Source organism: Vibrio sp. S/42/10 (genome assembly GCF_029890535.1).
GTDB lineage: Bacteria > Pseudomonadota > Gammaproteobacteria > Enterobacterales > Vibrionaceae > Vibrio > Vibrio cyclitrophicus.
The window spans coordinates 129,305-147,508 of the sequence record NZ_JAKMZC010000001.1; the positions used below are offsets into that span (position 1 = coordinate 129,305).

Annotated in this window: 14 protein-coding genes; 10 read left to right on the top strand and 4 right to left on the bottom strand. The window is 43.0% G+C overall.

Translation table 11 applies throughout. The annotated features are described in order from the left end of the window. Window positions 1-158 precede the first annotated feature (158 nt). From L8S15_RS00555 to L8S15_RS00565, 3 genes are all read left to right on the top strand, one after another. A complete protein-coding gene (locus L8S15_RS00555) occupies window positions 159-2,102 on the top strand; it encodes an ATP-binding protein (protein ID WP_280571895.1) in 1,944 nt (647 codons plus the stop codon). Then, complete coding sequence (locus tag L8S15_RS00560) at window positions 2,095-2,592, top strand: response regulator (protein WP_280571896.1); 498 nt, start codon at window positions 2,095-2,097, stop codon at window positions 2,590-2,592. Before L8S15_RS00555 ends, L8S15_RS00560 begins: the two co-directional genes overlap by 8 nt. 399 nt (window positions 2,593-2,991) lie before the next feature. Then, a complete protein-coding gene (locus L8S15_RS00565) occupies window positions 2,992-3,534 on the top strand; it encodes a hypothetical protein (protein ID WP_004734692.1) in 543 nt (180 codons plus the stop codon). A gap of 132 nt (window positions 3,535-3,666) precedes the next feature. Here the strand turns inward: L8S15_RS00565 and L8S15_RS00570 are convergent, their stop codons facing one another. Beyond that, window positions 3,667-4,248 (bottom strand): TfoX/Sxy family DNA transformation protein, encoded by a 582-nt coding sequence (locus tag L8S15_RS00570; protein WP_010441453.1) that lies wholly within the window; start codon window positions 4,246-4,248, stop codon window positions 3,667-3,669. Window positions 4,249-4,605: 357 nt separating this feature from the next. Here L8S15_RS00570 and L8S15_RS00575 point away from each other — a divergent pair, with 357 nt between their 5' ends. The 5 genes from L8S15_RS00575 to L8S15_RS00595 all read left to right on the top strand — a co-directional run bounded on the left by L8S15_RS00575 (window position 4,606) and on the right by L8S15_RS00595 (window position 10,165). Then, complete coding sequence (locus tag L8S15_RS00575; RefSeq protein ID WP_010441455.1) at window positions 4,606-5,526, top strand: HDOD domain-containing protein; 921 nt, start codon at window positions 4,606-4,608, stop codon at window positions 5,524-5,526. A gap of 54 nt (window positions 5,527-5,580) precedes the next feature. Next, a complete protein-coding gene (locus tag L8S15_RS00580; protein WP_010441460.1) occupies window positions 5,581-6,486 on the top strand; it encodes a lysine exporter LysO family protein in 906 nt (301 codons plus the stop codon). A gap of 174 nt (window positions 6,487-6,660) precedes the next feature. Next, window positions 6,661-7,188 carry a hypothetical protein gene (locus L8S15_RS00585; RefSeq protein ID WP_010441462.1) on the top strand — a complete coding sequence of 176 codons (528 nt, stop codon included), beginning with the start codon at window positions 6,661-6,663 and terminating at the stop codon, window positions 7,186-7,188. Between the two features lie 119 nt (window positions 7,189-7,307). After that, window positions 7,308-8,951: a pyridoxal-dependent aspartate 1-decarboxylase PanP gene (gene panP / locus L8S15_RS00590; RefSeq protein WP_010441464.1), complete on the top strand. Its 1,644-nt coding sequence runs from the start codon at window positions 7,308-7,310 to the stop codon at window positions 8,949-8,951. A gap of 359 nt (window positions 8,952-9,310) precedes the next feature. Continuing rightward, window positions 9,311-10,165 carry a MurR/RpiR family transcriptional regulator gene (locus L8S15_RS00595; protein WP_004734686.1) on the top strand — a complete coding sequence of 285 codons (855 nt, stop codon included), beginning with the start codon at window positions 9,311-9,313 and terminating at the stop codon, window positions 10,163-10,165. Window positions 10,166-10,296: 131 nt separating this feature from the next. Here L8S15_RS00595 and L8S15_RS00600 read toward each other — a convergent pair whose 3' ends face one another. Continuing rightward, entirely contained in the window at window positions 10,297-11,589 is a 1,293-nt protein-coding gene (locus L8S15_RS00600) for an iron-containing alcohol dehydrogenase (RefSeq protein WP_016798691.1), read from the bottom strand. A gap of 469 nt (window positions 11,590-12,058) precedes the next feature. Between L8S15_RS00600 and L8S15_RS00605 the strand changes: the two genes are divergently transcribed. Both L8S15_RS00605 and L8S15_RS00610 read left to right on the top strand, forming a co-directional pair. Continuing rightward, window positions 12,059-12,322: a GrxA family glutaredoxin gene (locus L8S15_RS00605; RefSeq protein ID WP_009847069.1), complete on the top strand. Its 264-nt coding sequence runs from the start codon at window positions 12,059-12,061 to the stop codon at window positions 12,320-12,322. A gap of 249 nt (window positions 12,323-12,571) precedes the next feature. Beyond that, window positions 12,572-14,254, top strand: coding sequence for an aspartate:alanine antiporter (locus L8S15_RS00610; protein ID WP_010441471.1), 1,683 nt, complete (start codon window positions 12,572-12,574; stop codon window positions 14,252-14,254). Window positions 14,255-14,478: 224 nt separating this feature from the next. On the opposite strand, the gene fabV is transcribed toward L8S15_RS00610, so the two are convergent. Together fabV and L8S15_RS00620 are read right to left on the bottom strand one after the other, a co-directional pair. Then, window positions 14,479-15,681 (bottom strand): enoyl-ACP reductase FabV, encoded by a 1,203-nt coding sequence (fabV, locus tag L8S15_RS00615; RefSeq protein WP_010441474.1) that lies wholly within the window; start codon window positions 15,679-15,681, stop codon window positions 14,479-14,481. Between the two features lie 209 nt (window positions 15,682-15,890). After that, the gene (locus L8S15_RS00620) at window positions 15,891-18,173 is read right to left on the bottom strand and encodes an acyl-CoA dehydrogenase (RefSeq protein WP_010441476.1); all 2,283 of its coding nucleotides are present in this window, start codon (window positions 18,171-18,173) and stop codon (window positions 15,891-15,893) included. Between the last annotated feature and the right edge of the window lie 31 nt (window positions 18,174-18,204).

Genomic DNA, 18,204 nt, shown 5'->3' on the forward strand with positions numbered 1-18,204 from the left:
TTTTTTTAGTCTAACCCATCAGTAGCAAACAAGAAACATTGAGTTAAATCAGTCTATTGCTCGATACTTCGATTGCCTCAATAAATTAACGGCTAGCTCTCATCCTTATTCGGCGGTTCTTGCTAGGCTAGAAGCGTCGCTACTATTAAGGTTGAGCTGTGAATCAATACGCTGTTATCTGTTTAGACAATAATCCGGTTAGCATTGAAAGAATACGTTCGGATCTGGCTCCGTTGGCTTCTGTATTCGATGTTTATACTGCCGAGAACATAGAAGACGCACATCACGCATTAGAAGATATCCATGATCACAACCAAACCGTTGCCTTGGTGATCACTCATCATCATTCTGAATTTAATGGCGTGCAATTTCTTATTGAACTTGAACAGCTACCCCATAGTAATACCGCAAGAACGATATTAGTCAGCGCCTCGTCAGACATTCAATCCATTCTAACCGCTGTGAATGAAGGTCGACTCAATCACTGCCTAACCAAACCGGTTCAAGATCAGGTTCTATTCAAATCAGCGCAAAAAGAGCTGACTTCTTTTGTTATCCAATACGACTCAGAAAACCTGCTCTCTTACAGTGATGCATTGGATCAACAGCGCTTACTCAGAGCGCACATTGAACAAAAGATTCACTCTTTCCAATCGGGGTTCATTCACGACTACCACCAGCTTTCTGATAATGCCCTCGCTGAACGTGTCGTCAATGCCTTACAAGATGTGTTTTCAAAAGATGACAAAACTAAGGCCATTCGTGACTACTCCCCCGAGCATCTGCTCACTGTGGAAGGCGAAGACAATCGTTTTTTATGGCTGATCATTGAGGGTGAAGCGGCTCTTTATAAGAAAGATGAACTTGGGCAACAGCGAGAAGTGGTTCGTCACTCTAAGGGAAACATTGTCGGCGGGATGTCGTTTGTGACTGGTGAGCCTTCGTTCTCTACCGCGATAACCTTAACGCAAACACGCGTTATCAAGCTGGATAAAGATAGCTTTGCTCAAGTGATGCATTCAAACAATACCCTGCTGCCACTATTTACTAATCTGCTGCTCCGTCACTTCAATCGCCGTTTGCAACGAAGCATCACCAATAAGATCAAGCTGCAACAAACACTTGAATCGCTAGAGTCCGCACATCAACAATTGATTGAGAAAGAGAAAATGGCGATGCTGGGTCAACTTGTTGCGGGAGTCGCACATGAGCTAAATAACCCGATTGCCGCTATCTTACGAAGTATTGAAACTCTGTCAGAACATCTCGACCAGATATTGGCAAACCTATCCGTTCCAGAGTCCAATAAAGGGACTGACGTGCTGGCGCATTCAAAATTAGCCAAGCCACTATCAACGGCTCAAGAAAGACAGCTCGTAAAACATCTGACCTCAACGATCGATGACCGAGCTCTAGCAAAAAAGGCAGTGAGACTAAACCTAAGCCAAGATTCTACGGTGCTAGACACATTAAAAGAATCTCCAGTAGCAGGCAAAGAGCTGCTCAATGACTTAGAACACTACCACTATGTGGGAAACTCTATTCGCTCAATTCAAGTGTGCAGTAAGCGTATTGCCGATATGGTCAAAAGCCTAAAAAGCTATGCTAGAGAAGATGAAGAAGTTCGCCACTATGCGGATATCCATGAAGGGCTCGAAGATACCTTAGTGATCTTTGAAAACAGACTCAAACATCACCAACTCGAAAAGCATTACGACACTGACCTACCGCCCTTATTGTGCCAGTCGCTCTCACTGCAACAAGTGTGGACCAACCTCATTTCCAATGCGCTCGATGCCCTTTCTGAGCGAGGGAAAGTGTCCATTACTACCTACCAACAAACTCAAGGCGACGACACGTTTCTTGTAGTGCAAATTTCCGATACTGGACACGGCATTGCCAAAGAAGACATCAACACCATTTTCAACCCAAATTTCACGACCAAAAAAGAAGGCAACTTTGGTTTAGGGATTGGGTTATCCATTTCTCAACAAATCGTTTCGGCTCATCAAGGTTTTATTTTGGTGGAGTCAGAGGTAGGCAGCTACACAAATATGCAAGTGTGGCTTCCATTCAAACAAGAAGGAGCACCTCATGAATAAGTACCTAATTTTATGTGTCGATGATGAGCCTGAAGTTCTCAACAGTGTCCTTCAAGACTTAGCGCCATTTGAAGAAAACTTTATTGTTGAAGGAGCCGAATCGGTCGATGAAGCCAAACAAGTAATCAAAGAAATGGGCCAAGATGGTATTAAGCTCGCCTTAATTTTATGCGACCACATCATGCCGGACAAAACAGGGATCGATTTTCTGATAGAACTCAACCAACACGACGTGACTAAGCCAACACGTAAGCTGTTGCTTACCGGACAAGCTGGACTTGAAGATACTGTCACGGCCATTAACAACGCTGCGCTGGATTTCTATATTTCAAAACCTTGGCAAGGCGACCAACTGAGAGACACGATTAATCAACAACTGACTGATTATGTCATTGCCAACGACAAGCAATTGCTTAACTGGACTTCCATTTTGGATACCGAGCGCATACTGACCGCCATGGCAGACAAACGAACAAGTTTTGGCGAATAGCTCCCAGCCCCATACGGGTGGTAATGACGATTAGAAGCAAGTGGTCAGACTAAACTTTTCTGATAGCTATTAAAGCAAGGAATAGCCGTTCAAGCTGAGCGAACAAAGATTAAATTAGGTCAAATAGAGATTTAATCTCGGCGAGTCGCATTTTAGCTTGCACAGCATAGCACTGAGATTTTATTTATTAACGCTTACATTTTGATGAATTGTATCTAAAACATGAGATCTCAGTTGCAGAGTAACCCTTGATTTGGTCATTTTTTAGTTAATTGACAAATGAATGGCATTTTTATGGATTACTTTTCCGTGAGTTAGATTAAACTGTCTCAATGTTTATGGTTTGCCTGATTTATCTCAAACCAAAGGAATTAACACAAATAAAGGTTTACTGTCGTTATGCGCAAAATTCTACTTACTACCGCTATGCTACTGGCATCTAGCCAAGCACTAGCTGTTGATGAACAACCACAAGTAATGAGCAACTTTAACTACGATTACTTTGAAGCACGTATCGGTGCTAGCCCAGTAACGTTTGGTGGCGCGTTCAGTAAGTCAATTCACCCGAATGCTCACGCTATCGCACGTATCGATTCAGAATTTGAAGGCGATTACGATTCAGCTGTAGGTCTTGGTTTCCACGCACCATTAAACAACTGGGCAGATCTAACAGGTGAAATGCTAGCGCGCATCGTTCAACCTGAGAACTCTAGTTCGACGGATATAGGTATGGAAATAAACGTTGGTGTTCGCCAATGGCTTGGTCCACAACTAGAAGTGGGTGGTAAAGGTGGTTACGTTTCAATCGATGACAATGATGATTGGACTGGTTCTGTTTACGCACGTTTCCACTCTACAGAGCTATTTTCTCTAGGTGCAGAAGCTCGTATCAACGACTTCTACGGTGATCAGCTAATGTTCACAGCTCGTTTCAAGTACTAATACTTGAAAAGATTGCTCTCAATGGGCACTTAGCTTTCCAATAATCAAGGCTAAGACAGAAACAAAAAAACCGAGGATATTCCTCGGTTTTTATTTATTAACAATAATCTTAAGCATATAGGAACAACTTCTTTAGTGGCAGCTCTTTAATAATTGCTGCTTGCGTGGTTCTTGTAACAGTTTCCAATGGATACCATCAATTGCACCCGCAAATTTCCAAAGTAGTTTTAGGTCAACATCATTGCCGTACGCTTTGCGAACCTTATTAAACACTTCAGGTGCGCCTAGCTGCATAAACATTGAAACATCATCCACACCCGCCTTCTTAACCATGCGCTCTAGTGTAAGTTGCATGTTCGGAAGATCTCTTAATCGACGGCTAGCTGATGATTTTTTGAAGCTACGTTGCTGAATTGAATTATCGATTGAAGTACGAATAATGCTATCCAAATCAGGGTGTTCACATGTAAACAAATCAGTAATATCGTAATAGTTTACGGTTGCTGTCGTCTGTTTTTTTACATGACGATACTTTTCACAATCAAGATCTGTCAGTTTTTTATCTAATGACTTTCCACCTCTAATAAATAAACAACCTTCGCTCAACAAAGCGAACATGGCGTCATTTTGAAAGAGGCCCATACCTCCGAACATAGAACGTTTTTGATGCTTACCAAATTGATTCATGTAATTAATAAATGCTGTCTCGGTCATATCCGTTGATCCTTAATCAAATTACCCCGATTAGGTTGATCACCAGACAAGCAGCTTTTTATGCGAAAAATTTTTAATCTATTTTTTATTGTTTAGATGAATATTATGTTTCGTCTCTCACCTTTAAAATAAATGATACTTCGAAAAGAAAAATAAGTCTGGACTTAGTTCACATCAATTAATTGTCTATTCCAGTATTTCATGATTGACTTCACAGTAAACTATCAAATTTGAGTAGAATACTGACATTTGGTGATACATCGGTTCAAACTTTCGGAGCTTATGTGGCCCGATCAGTATTGCCTCTCAGCATCGTGGCTTGTAAAATAGTACGACATACCTGCTGTTGTTTTTTATATGAATCATTTATCGTTTTTCTGGCTACCACAAAATAAAGCTCTTCTATTAAAGGGCCTAGAATCAGAGTTTGCCCAATTAGTTGGTCATTCTATCTCAGCGGGAAAAATAACACTTCCTCCTATACCTAACGTTGTACTCAAAATTCAGAAACTTTGTACCCTCGATTCAACCGGGATTGCCGAAGTTGCCGAGTGCTTACTTGAGGACCCGGGCCTCACGGCCGTTGTGATTCGCGTTGCTAACTCTGTCGTCTTTAACAGACGCAACATTACTTGCGTCGATATTGTGACAGCGGTTTCTCGCCTCGGTATATTGAGAGTACGCGACATTGTTACAGCTCAAGCAATTGAGCAACTCAAGCATTCAGTAAACCTTAGCAACGAATGTAACCAACTTTTGGTCCAGAGTGCTTCTGTGTCCAAAGAGCTTGGCGCGACCATGGTTCTCGTGACCAATGGATTCAAAGAGCTTTCCCCTATTGAATATCGCTATCTTGAACATGAAAAATCATTGCTTGTTGGGTTATTAGCAGACATAGGTTTGTTCTGTTTAGTCAGCGAATATCACCTCTATCTCGAAAACGGTAACTACCTCAACCACGATATCGCCCTGCAAATCTTCCAAGGTCAGTGTTCGGCGACAAGTAAGCTAGTTTTACGACGTTGGGGTTTCGATAGCGACTTTATTGATGTGTGTAGCAACACCATCAATATACAAGAAGAGCGTGAAGTGTCTTACCTGGATATCGCTAGAATTGCTAACCACCTATTGATGTTCAGAAACAAGGACGAGAACATCGACGAGCACGAAGTTGAACTGAATGTGACTGGTGCAGAGGTGCTTTATAAATTAAGCAACTTGAGTAAACATGATTTTAATGCAAAGCTAAACGACGTTATAAACACTAGCGGCTTCTAGGCAACCGTTAAAAGCTAAGTATATGTAATATGAAGTAAATGCAATGGGGAAAGCATGTTTACAGGGATGATCTTTATATTTGCACCACTCGTCGTGGGGTATCTTTTTTCTATTTCAAATATTCAAACGCTAGAGTTTATCAACCGCTCTACCTCGCGTTTAATTTACGTGATCTTGGCGCTTATGGGCCTAAGCTTGGCCGCGCTTGATAACCTAGGTAGCAACCTGCAGACAATCCTTCTTTATACTGTCACTTTCTTTGTTTGCTTGGGTGCTTGTAACCTAATGGCACTGCCTGCTATTGATAAATTACTGCCACTTCAAACTGACAGCAGCAAAAAGAAGCTCCCTCTGTCCTCTATGGCGATGGAATCGGCCAAGCTAATCTTAGTGGTGGGCTCTGGCCTTATCGCTGGCTTGGTGTTGCCTATCGGCCTGGATTGGGTCGATACCGCCAGTGAATGGATTTTGTTTGTACTTCTGTTCTTCATCGGCATCCAACTTCGTAATAGCGGACTAACGCTTCGGCAAATCTTGCTCAACAAGCACGGCATGGTTATCGCGGTAACAATCGTCATCACCTCATTGGTAGGTGGCGTTATCGCGGCTTATCTTCTTGATATACCTCTGTTCAAAGCTTTGGCGATGTCTTCAGGTTTTGGTTGGTACTCATTGGCCGGTATTTTGATGGGTGACGCCTTTGGTCCAGTCTATGGGGGGGCGTCCTTCATGCTTGAGCTGCTAAGAGAACTGGTTGCCTTGGTATTGATTCCAGTTCTGATTCGTAGCTATCCATGCACCTCGATTGGTTATGCGGGGGCAACGGCGATGGACTTCACCTTACCTGTGATTCAAACCACAGGAGGCGTTCGATGCGTTCCTATCGCGATTGTCAGTGGCTTTATTCTAAGCTTGCTTGTCCCGATTTTGATGTTGTTCTTTGTATCTCTTGCTAACTAGATCGCAGGAATAGTAATTGTTTTAGATTAGAATGCATCTCGAATTGAAATGCCCAAGATACCGATACAGTTACCGAAATAAAAAGACACGAAGTGTCATTGCTCAACAAATAATGATCACGGTACTCTGTAACGACAAAGTTATAAAAAGAATAAACTTACAAAAGGAACCACTATGAAACGCCTTTGCGTCGCATTACTGCTAGCTTCAACTTCTACTTTCTCTTTTGCAGCAGATTCTATGTCTGAAACAAATCAGTGCCAAGCAACAAAATATGATGCGTACATCGACGCTTCTTTGAATTGGTATGCCGACCTTGCTGCTTTAACGTCTGAACAGTACCCAGAGTTAACAGAAGTCAGTGAGTGGTTCCTAGAAGGTCGTAAACACCACTTTGAACTTAATCGTGCCGCGGTCAATTACTACCTAGTTAACGACTCAAGTAAAGTCGCTACTGAGCAGCCAGTTGAAGGTTGGTTGCAATTAGAACAACACGACATTAAGACACTTTCAACGCGTAATGATGAGCTTGGCCAAATCGCAAAAACAACGTTCGATGACCGCCAATCAACGCCTCACGCTCAAAACTACGAACTACGTTCAGCGTTTGCAGAATTGCTTAGTCACCCTAAGCAGATCGACACAGCACTGCAGCGCTACAACCAGTCAATTGCTAAACTTGAAGCGATTAAATGTAAATAACCCCTCATTTAGTATGCTTTTTTGAGAAGTTGGATTTCATAATTAAGACGGGACATTGTTCCCGTTTTCGTTTAGATTGTCCCGCTCGCGTCAATATAAAAAAAAATAACTCGCTTGCTATGGTTACGGAACAAAAAACAGCAGATGTTAGCTTCGACAGTCTTTTACGTATCTTCACGGTACCTGAAGGCCCAGATTCAACACTCACTCAAATTGAAGACAAACTTTCACGAAACCTGAATCAATTCTTACGTGAACACATTGTGGCTGAAGAAAAGCCGCTGCGTGAAATTGAGAAAGATTTTTCAAATGCTCATATCCCTGAGCAACCTGAATTTGTTTCTGAACATACTGAGCATCTACTCGATTCTCTCGTGTCTCATTCGGTACATACGTCATCGCCAAGTTTTATTGGCCACATGACTTCTGCCCTGCCGTATTTCTTGATGCCGCTTTCTAAGATAATGATTGCCCTCAATCAGAATCTAGTAAAAATCGAGACCTCAAAAGCTTTTACTCCCCTAGAACGTCAAGTTCTGGGCATGCTACATCGCTTGATTTATCAAGATAGTGATCAGTTTTACTCTCGTTGGATGCACAGCGCAAACCACTCTCTAGGTGCGTTTTGTTCTGGAGGTACCATCGCGAACATTACTGCGCTTTGGGTTGCACGTAACAATGCACTGAAAGCACAAGGTTCGTTCAAAGGTGTCGAGAAAGAAGGCTTATTCAAAGCCATGAAGCACTACGACTATGAAGGCCTTGCCATCTTAGTCTCTGAACGTGGTCACTACTCTCTTAAAAAAGCCGCTGATGTACTCGGTATCGGTCAAGAAGGCCTAGTGTCTGTTAAAACCGACAACAACAACCGAATTTGCACAGACGATCTAAGACTGAAAATAGAACAACTCAAGCAGAACAAGATAAAACCTTTCGCTGTTATTGGCGTAGCGGGTACAACAGAAACCGGTAATATCGATCCGTTAAGAGACATTGCCGAGGTATGTGCTGAATCTGATTGCCACTTCCATGTGGATGCTGCTTGGGGCGGCGCGACTTTAATGTCGAATAATTATCGCCACCTGCTTGATGGCATTGAGCTGGCGGATTCAGTTACGATTGATGCACATAAACAGCTTTATATCCCTATGGGTGCGGGTATGGTTCTGTTTAAAAAACCAGACGCAATGACTGCTATTGAACATCATGCTCAATATATTTTGCGTAAAGGATCTAAAGATCTCGGCAGCCATACGTTAGAAGGCTCTCGCTCAGGCATGGCCATGCTGGTTTATGCTTCGATGCACATCATCAGTCGTCCAGGTTATGAGCTACTGATCGACCAGAGTATTAACAAAGCGCGCTACTTTGCCGACCTGATCAAGCAACAAAACGATTTTGAATTGGTATCAGAGCCTGAACTTTGCCTACTGACTTACCGCTATGTGCCTGAATCAGTTAAAGCCGCCCTACTTAAAGCCGACGCAAAAGAACGTATTGAACTGAATGAGTTACTGAACGAGCTCACTAAGTTCATTCAGAAAAAACAACGTGAAACAGGTCGATCTTTTGTTTCAAGAACTCGTTTGAACCCTGAAGTTTGGGCGCATCAACCAATCATCGTTTTCCGTGTTGTGTTAGCGAACCCACTAACTGGCAACGACATTCTTTCTTCGGTACTTGAAGAACAGCGCGAAATATCGACACTAGCCCCTAACTTGATGGGTAAAATCACCAAGTTGGTTACGCAAATCAACACATAGCCATTCAATTTTAGTTGCATCAAATTGAAAATTTCTTTCTTTTTGATGTAACTAAGCTGTCAGTTCGTACTCAATTTGCACTCTTTTTACTCAAAATCTCTTCCAGTTCTGTAGTTTTCTAAAATTTTGTTGAGGTTTGTCATATTCTTAAGCATTCATGCCGTGTTTTTGTATTAGTAAATAGTATGTTGGGTTTATACTGACTATATGGTGCTAGTTAGCTTGATATCTATTTGAAGCAGCGGTATTTACATGCAAAAAAATATTTTGAGTCATGTTTTACTGATATTTGTTTCAGCCATACCCCCTGGTAAAAAGATATTAACTAGCAAGTTGTTCTCTATACCCTTGTGAACACTATGAATACATTAGAAAAAATACAAAAAAACCTGGAAAATTTCAGCAAGTCTGAGCGTAAGGTAGCCGAAGTAATTATGGCTTCCCCTCAAACTGCAATTCATTCTAGCATTGCTACCTTAGCTAAAATGGCTGACGTGAGTGAGCCAACAGTTAACCGCTTCTGTCGTCGTTTAGACACAAAAGGCTTCCCTGACTTTAAACTTCACCTAGCTCAAAGCTTGGCGAACGGTACACCTTACGTGAACCGTAACGTTGAAGAAGATGATGGCCCAGATGCTTATACACACAAGATTTTCGAATCGACTATGGCTTGTTTAGACGTTGCTAAAAACAGTCTCGACGCGATGCAGGTAAACCGTGCGGTTGACTTGCTGACTCAAGCAAAACGCATTTCGTTCTTCGGACTGGGTGCCTCTTCTGCTGTAGCCAAAGATGCTCAAAACAAGTTCATCCGTTTTAATATTCCGATCACATGTTTCGAAGACATCGTGATGCAACGAATGAGCTGCATTAACTGCAGTGATAACGACGTTATTGTTCTTATCTCTCATACAGGCCGAACTAAAAGCCAAGTTGAGATCGCGAACTTAGCGCGTGAAAACGGTGCGACAGTTATTGCTATCACAGCAAAAGACTCTCCACTAGATAAAGCGAGTTCACTGTCTATCTCATTGGATGTACCGGAAGACACAGACGTTTACATGCCAATGGCAAGCCGTGTCGTTCAAATGACGGTTATCGATGTGCTAGCAACAGGCTTTACGCTTCGTCGTGGCTCTGGTTTCAGAGAGAACCTAAAACGCGTTAAAGAGTCACTTCGTGATTCACGTTACGAGAAGTACTCTCAGTTCTAACCTGCTAAGACATGAACAGAAAGCACATGACTTGAGAACAAGTCGAATTAAAAAACGGAGCCTAGTGCTCCGTTTTTATTTGTCTTTCCGAAAGAATTTTTTTAATGTTCTCTTTACCAAAACAAATACGGTTAAATAGTCCAACTATTGCCTTTTTCAACCACTCCGTTTTCAGACGCATAAGAATTAATATATGTAAAACTCGACTCAACCTCTTGAGACCGATCTTTTTGATTCAATAAAGCGTTCTTATCAGAGATCTGATCACAACAGCACTCCTCACAAACTTGCTGTAAAATATGTACTAACCTTTCTCGATTCAGCGGTAGCGGATTGCCTTTAATTGCGACCGATTTTAATGCATCGGCTGACACTTCATCAAACTGAGCGGCACACACACCAAATTCGAGTAGACTTGGTAACTGGAGAGTATTTAATGTTCCAGATAACCAAGAAACGGCCTCTTCCTCTTTAGCCTCTATATTATACGTCACTATTTGAGCAATTCGTTTATAACGTACTAAGATGTCGTCTCGTTTCTGTTCTCTTGCTACGGCAATGTTTTCTAACATTACATATGGCGCTAACCGAGCCGTAATAATACTGTGTGGCGCAGAAATTTTACCACCTAGCGCAGACGCTAAACCATGAGCAGCACCAAGCTTAGCATTAGTGATTGCCATTCCACCAAGCATAGAGGCAAACGCTAGATCACAACGTGCTTGTGGCTCATCATCAATACATGCCCGAACTACAGATGAACTCAATTTACGCAGCCCTTCCTCGCAAATCATATCGGTCAGCGGGTTAGGTTCACCACACACATAGGCTTCCATTAAATGAGTAAATGCATCCATCGCACCACGCCCCGATAGATACAGATTGGTGCCATGAGTTAAAGTAGGGTCAACAATCGCAACGTTCGCCAGCATGTCTGGGCTTCTAAGGCTAACCTTGACTTGATCTTGGCCTGATTTGAGCACCGCATTCTTAGTTACTTCTGCCCCCGTACTCGCCGTTGTAGGAATAGCGATAAACGGAATAGGTTTGGTTTTCAAAGGAACATTACGACCAACCACTTCTACATAGTCGTATAAATTACCTTGATTAGGTAGAACCGCCGCTAAAGCTTTCCCCATATCAATCGCACTGCCTCCACCCATGGCCACTACCATGTCAGGTTTAAATCGACGAGCAGAAATGGCGGCTTCTTCTACCATTTTTATGTTGGGTTCACCTGAGACCGCAATGTGTTGATAACGTATGCTTTGCGCATCAAAGTAATCGGTGACGATTGAAGTTCGTTCTAACGTATTACCAGTAACCAATAGAACACTGTAGCCATATTGATTAAAGAGAGACAATGAAGCCTTTAATGCCCCATCACCAAAGATGATCTTTGTAGATGTCATAAACTGAAACATGGTGCCTCCTGCGCCTATGTATGACTAAACAAAACTGCGAACTCTTGGTATTTGGAATATGACGTTTGTGTTTCAAACATAACCACGATATTGACGTAGTAACATCAGCGAAGAATACAGAGTGTGGTTCTATATCTGTTTCTAAGATGCCTCGTTCTGCAGCTGATTTTTTTGACGAGGTGCAACTTGTCGTATTAAAGACAGATTAAAGTCCTATTTTTAGGGGTAATTCACATTCTTATAGTAAGGGTACTCATCGTCAACATTCACAAGAGAACAGCCATGTTGTTTTTTATGAACATTATTTGCTCTGATAGGCAAAACCTATTGTATTAAGAGGCAATTCCATCTTTATTTCCCTAAGGCATTAGGGCATAGTTGGTTTCAAGAATTTTTGAGTCGTATTCAGTTTAAGAATAGTTGACATATTTAGGTTAACGAGCCTCATCCCGTATTTAGGAGAAATGAAATGTTTGTAGTTATTTTTGGTCGCCCAGCTTGCCCATTCTGTGTTCGTGCAAAAGAGCATGCTGAAACTCTTAAAGCGAAGCGTGATGATTTCAACTACCGTTATGTTGATATTCACGCTGAAGGCATCAGCAAAGCTGACCTGGAAAAAACAGTAGGTAAGCCGGTAGATACAGTGCCACAAATTTTCATCGACCAAGACCACATTGGCGGTTGCACAGAATTTGAAGCATACGCAAAAGAAAACTTAGGCCTTTTTGACTAAGCTAAATTATCTCTTACGAGCATCGAGGTTAAAGCCTTAAGCAGCTAACCAGTTTACCGTTAGACTGTCAGATTTATATAAAGCCCGCTCCCTGTAGCGGGTTTTTTTCATAACAAGTTTTCGTACCGAATAAGAATCAGGTCAAAATCAAGTAAAATAGCAAAATATCGCTTATAATTTATTTATATTTAGATACAATTCACCTCTCAAACTTACCCTGTGTTTCACGCCAATTATTGAGCGACCGCTGTGAATATCGACGTTGTTTTTCTGCTAGAACAAAACCCTATCCTTCTCATCTTTGTTGTTTTATCGATTGGTTTAGCCATTGGTAAAATTCGTTTCGGTAGCCTCCAACTCGGCAACTCAATCGGTGTTCTGATTACTTCCCTTATCATGGGACACCTGGGTTTTTCGTTTAATGCAGATGCGCTCACTATTGGCTTTATGCTCTTCATTTACTGTGTTGGTATCGAAGCCGGGCCTAATTTCTTCGGTATCTTCTTCAGAGACGGTAAGCATTACCTTATTCTTAGCCTTGTCGTACTCTCTACCGCAATTGCTTTAACGTATTTCAGCAGCCACTACCTTGGTTTAGACTTTGGCTTATCAGCAGGCATGATGGCGGGAGCCCTAACGGCAACGCCGATATTAGTTGGTGCTCAAGATGCTCTCAATTCTGGGATTGCAGAATTACCAAGAAATATGGATTTAGGTTTGATCATCGAAAACCTTTCTGTGGGTTATGCGATGGCTTACTTAGTCGGCTTAATCAGTATGATTATGTTCGCTCGCCTCATTCCAAAACTTCAAAAAGTAAACCTGCATGACTCAGCAGAGCAAATCGCTCAAGAACGCGGTCTAGGGGCATCTGGCCAACGTAAGGTTTATCTTCCAATAATTCGTGCTTACCGCGTGGGACCAGAGCTTATATCTTGGACAGACGGTAAGAACCTGCGTGAACTAGGTATCTATCGTCAAACGGGTTGTTACATTGAACGTATTCGCCGTAACGGTATTCTCGCCCACCCTGATGGTGACGCAATTTTGCAAGAAGGCGATGAGATTGCATTGGTAGGCTTCCCTGATAGCCACGCTCGTCTCGACCCAAGCTTCCGTAATGGTAAAGAAGTTTTCGACCGTAACCTTCTCGATCTACGAATCGTAGAAGAAGAGATCGTCGTTAAAAGTGACAATATCGCAGGTAAACGTCTTTCAGATCTCAATCTGTCTGAGTATGGCTGTTTCCTTAACCGCGTAGTTCGAGCTCAAATTGAAATGCCGATGGACTTAAACATCGTGCTTTCCAAAGGCGACGTGCTGCAAGTGAGTGGTGAAAAGAGTCGTGTTCACGGCTTAGCTGAGAAAATTGGTTTCATCTCGATCCACAGCCAAATGGCAGACTTGATGGCTTTCTGTAGCTTCTTCATTCTGGGCATTTTGTTTGGTTTGATCACCATGACATTCGGTCAGGTTTCGTTTGGCTTAGGCAATGCAGTCGGCCTGCTATTGTCGGGGATCATGCTTGGCTTCTTAAGAGCAAACCACCCTACCTTTGGTTACGTACCTCAGGGTGCGTTAAACATGGTCAAAGACCTCGGTTTGATGTTCTTTATGGTCGGTATAGGTTTAAGCGCCGGTGGCAAGATATTCGAGCACTTAACCCAAGTTGGACCACAGGTCATTGGTATTGCTCTGGTGGTGAGTGTTCTACCAGTATTCTTCGCCTACTTGGTCGGCGCTTATGTGCTGAAGATGAACCGAGCTTTATTATTTGGAGCCATCATTGGCGCTCGAACCTGCGCGCCTGCGATGGATATCGTAAACGACCACGCTCGCTCAACCATTCCGGCTCTGGGTTATGCAGGTACCTATGCGATAGCCAATATATTGATGACCTTAGCGGGTACCTTCATCATCATTATTAGCTAATCTCTTAGGTGTTAAGAGCGCTTTAGGTTAGATATTTTTAATGCACTAATTCACCTTTGGATTAGTGCATTTTTATTACTCGTTATATTCTTCTCTTTCCCTATCTTTCTCATCTGTCTTTTAGCTCTCTGCGCATATCAAATCAGCTCGTCATTTTTCTCAAACTACAGATAAAAAAATAGGCGCTCAATGAGCGCCTATTTCGTTTTATTCGATTGTTCGAATTAGATGTCAGCTACATCAAATTCAACCGCTGTATCAACGTCGGCTTCGTAATCCACACCTTCAACACCAAAACCGAATAACTTCAAGAACTCTTCTTTGTACTCGACGTAGTCTGTCAGTTCTTTTAGGTTTTCAGTTGTGATTTGAGGCCATAGGTTACGGCAATGTTCTTGGATGTCGTCACGAAGTTCTAGGTCGTCTAGGCGTAGACGGTTCACTTCATCAACTTCTGCAGCGCTACCGTCTTCTTTGTATAGACGTTGGCTGAACATGCGGAAGATCTGTTCCATACAACCTTCGTGGATACCTTCTTCACGCATCTTCTTGAACACCATAGCGATGTAAAGAGGCATAACAGGGATAGCCGAGCTTGCTTGAGTCACAACAGACTTAAGAACAGCAACGTTTGCTGTACCGCCAGTTTGGCCTAGCTTCTCGTTTAGCACTGATGCTGCACGGTCTAGATCCATCTTCGCTTTACCTAGCGCGCCATCCCAGTAGATTGGCCACGTTAGTTCAGTACCGATGTAGCTGTAAGCAACTGTCTTACAACCGTCAGCTAGAACACCAGCTTCTGAAAGTGCGTTGATCCAAAGTTCCCAATCTTCACCGCCCATTACAGTAACAGTGTCTTTAATCTCTTCTTCAGTAGCAGGCTCTACGCTTGCTTCAATGATCAGGTCTTTGTTCGTATCAACAGCCGTTGATGTGTATGTTTCACCGATAGGTTTTAGAGCTGAACGAATCACTTCACCAGTCTCTGGCATTTTACGCACTGGAGATGCCAGTGAGTACACAACCATATCGATTTGGCCTAGATCTTCTTTGATCAGGTCAATTGTTTTCTGTTTCGCTTCGTTAGAGAAAGCATCACCATTAAGGCTCTTTGAATACAGGCCTTCTTCTTTAGCAAGCTTGTCGAACGCTGCTGAGTTGTAATAACCAGCTGTGCCCGGCTTTTTCTCAGTACCGGCTTTCTCGAAGAAAACACCGATAGTTGAAGCGCCGCCACCAAATGCAGCCGCAATACGTGAAGACAAGCCGTAGCCACTTGAAGAGCCAACAACTAATACACGTTTAGGTGCGTTTGCGATTGGGCCTTGAGCTTTTGTGTAAGCAATTTGTTCTTTTACATTAGCTTCACAACCGACTGGATGTGTTGTAGTACAGATGAATCCGCGAATTCGAGGTTTGATGATCATATTCAACTTCCTTAAAAAATCAGGTTAAGGATAAAAGTTTCGTACGCAAATGGCATCTAATTTCTGTAAAAATGTGGTGAAAATGCAAGTGGTTGGAGCACTCAACTGATATTTGCTGACTAAGTCACCATTTGTTAACGCATCTATTGCGACTTCTGCGACAAAAACAAAAAAGGCACCTTATTAGGTGCCTTTTATCGTTTCTTTATCTAAGCAACGCTATTTAGCTTAGGTTTTAACTCTTTTCGCGTCAAAGTTTCACTAAAGTCATGACTGAAGTGGTCAACTTGAATCGCGGTGTAACGCAGTTTATCAGCAGCGACAATTTGGTCGACTTCTTCTTGCGTTAGAACATCGGCAGCAAGTGCTTGAGCCAGTTTGTCGGCCAGCAAGCCTTTACGAGCCACTTTGCCTTCTTTCACTGCTTTGAAGATCTTACGTTCCAGAGGCTTGATGCTGTACATCGCGTTAAAAGCGTTCTCCATAAGACCAATACTGTCATCCTCTTCCTTGCCGATGTAGCAAAGATGAGTCAGACGTTCACGGTGCGCTCCCGGAGTCATCAAGCTTTCAGCTAATTGAACCGTTAGATTGTCACTCGGTTTTTCGAAGTGGTTACCTACAGGGAAAACTAAACCTTTCAGCACTTTCCCAACCATCTTGTTAGGGAAGTTACGGTACGCTTCTTGTAGTGACTTAGCCGCATTGTGGAAACAGTGTTGAACTGCGTAGTGTACGTAGTCTAGATCAGCTTGTTGACGACCTTCATCCTCGTACTTCTTAAGCGCAGCCGAAGCCATGTATAGGTAACTTAGGCCATCGCCCAAACGTGCAGAGATAAGTTCTTTACGTTTCAGCTCACCACCTAGCGTCAGCATTGCGAAATCCGCACTGACTGCAAGCGCACGGCTCAAACGAGTTAGATCTTGGTAGTAAGGTTTCGTTGGACCACTCATGTCGGCTTTAATAAATTTAGAGCCAGTTAGTGCTGCACCAAAAGCACCGAACGTGTTTTTAGTTGCGTGTGAGATATGCTTGAACAACAAGCTATCAAAATCTTTTGCACCTTGCTTCTCATCTGGGTTCGCAGCCGCTTCCATTTCGCTCAATACGTATGGGTGACAACGTGTCGCACCTTGACCGAAGATCATCAGGTTACGAGTTAGAATGTTCGCACCTTCTACTGTGATAGCAACGGGAATACCTAGGTATGGCGCAGCCAAGTAGTTCATTGGGCCATCTTGAATGGCACGACCTGAGTGGATATCCATTGAGTCATTCAGAATAGTACGAGCCATTTCTGTCATGTGATATTTCGCGATAGCCGTTACGATACCCGGCTTCTCTTTCATATCAAGTGAAGTGGTTGTCAGTGTACGAGTCGCTTCTAATAGATACGTTAAACCACCAATACGGCCTAAGCTCTCTGCAACACCTTCAAATTTACCAATCGACATACCGAACTGCTTACGAACATAAGCGTACGCACCGGTCGTTTTCGCTGTTAGGTGGCCCATCGCCGTGCCAAGTGCAGGTAATGAGATACCGCGACCTGCAGACAGACATTCCACCAGCATACGCCAGCCTTTACCTGCGTAATCTGCGCCACCGATTAGCCATTCCATAGGAATAAATACATCGTGACCGCGTGTTGGACCATTCATAAACGCAAGACCAAGTGGATCATGACGCTCACCGATCACAACACCTTCGTGGTCTGCTGGGATAAGCGCACAAGTGATACCGATGTCTTCTTTGTCACCCAGTAGCTTTTCTGGATCGTGCAGTTTGAAAGCCAGGCCAAGTACCGTAGCCACTGGTGCTAGCGTAATGTAACGCTTGTTCCAGTTAAGCTTGATGCCAAGTGTCTCTTTGCCTTCGTGCATACCCATACACACAGTGCCTACATCAGGGATACCGCCTGCATCAGAACCCGCTTCAGGGCCTGTTAATGCGAAACATGGTATATCTGTACCGTCAGCTAGACGTGGAAGCCAGTAATCTTTTTGATCTTGAGTACCGTAGTGAGACAGTAGCTCACCAGGCCCAAGAGAGTTTGGAACCATTACCGAAACCGCAGTACTGATACTGCGAGTCGCAATCTTAGTTACGATAGTAGAGTTTGCGTGCGCTGAAAATTCACGACCGCCGTACCCTTTCGCAATAATTAACGAGAAGAAACGCTCTTTGCGTAAGAAGTTCCACACTTCCTCGGGAAGGTCTCGGTCTTCTTTTACAATTTGGTGGTCATCAAGCATAGCGAGCAGGGTCTCAAGTTCATTATCCATGAACGATTGCTCTTCTGCTGTTAGCTGAGGTTTTGGATATTGATGCAGCTTAGTGAAATCTGGTTTACCAGAAAACAGCTCTCCGTCCCACCAAACACTACCCGCTTCCATCGCTTCTTTCTCGGTGCTAGATAGTGGTGGTAGTACTTTTTTAAAGAGTTTAAAAGCTGGGTCACTTACCCATTTTTGTCTTAGAGAGCTCATAGTTCAGATCCTTTTGTTCACTATATTGTTT

Bases quoted from the DNA above. Each gene is read 5' to 3' on its own strand.
- L8S15_RS00620 (WP_010441476.1), bottom strand. From the start codon at position 18,173: ATGAGCTCTCTAAGACAAAAATGGGTAAGTGACCCAGCTTTTAAACTC.
- L8S15_RS00585 (WP_010441462.1), top strand. From the start codon at position 6,661: ATGAAACGCCTTTGCGTCGCATTACTGCTAGCTTCAACTTCTACTTTC.
- L8S15_RS00575 (WP_010441455.1), top strand. From the start codon at position 4,606: ATGAATCATTTATCGTTTTTCTGGCTACCACAAAATAAAGCTCTTCTA.
- L8S15_RS00565 (WP_004734692.1), top strand. From the start codon at position 2,992: ATGCGCAAAATTCTACTTACTACCGCTATGCTACTGGCATCTAGCCAA.
- panP (WP_010441464.1), top strand. From the start codon at position 7,308: ATGGTTACGGAACAAAAAACAGCAGATGTTAGCTTCGACAGTCTTTTA.
- L8S15_RS00570 (WP_010441453.1), bottom strand. From the start codon at position 4,248: ATGACCGAGACAGCATTTATTAATTACATGAATCAATTTGGTAAGCAT.
- L8S15_RS00600 (WP_016798691.1), bottom strand. From the start codon at position 11,589: ATGTTTCAGTTTATGACATCTACAAAGATCATCTTTGGTGATGGGGCA.
- L8S15_RS00580 (WP_010441460.1), top strand. From the start codon at position 5,581: ATGTTTACAGGGATGATCTTTATATTTGCACCACTCGTCGTGGGGTAT.
- L8S15_RS00595 (WP_004734686.1), top strand. From the start codon at position 9,311: ATGAATACATTAGAAAAAATACAAAAAAACCTGGAAAATTTCAGCAAG.
- fabV (WP_010441474.1), bottom strand. From the start codon at position 15,681: ATGATCATCAAACCTCGAATTCGCGGATTCATCTGTACTACAACACAT.
- L8S15_RS00605 (WP_009847069.1), top strand. From the start codon at position 12,059: ATGTTTGTAGTTATTTTTGGTCGCCCAGCTTGCCCATTCTGTGTTCGT.
- L8S15_RS00560 (WP_280571896.1), top strand. From the start codon at position 2,095: ATGAATAAGTACCTAATTTTATGTGTCGATGATGAGCCTGAAGTTCTC.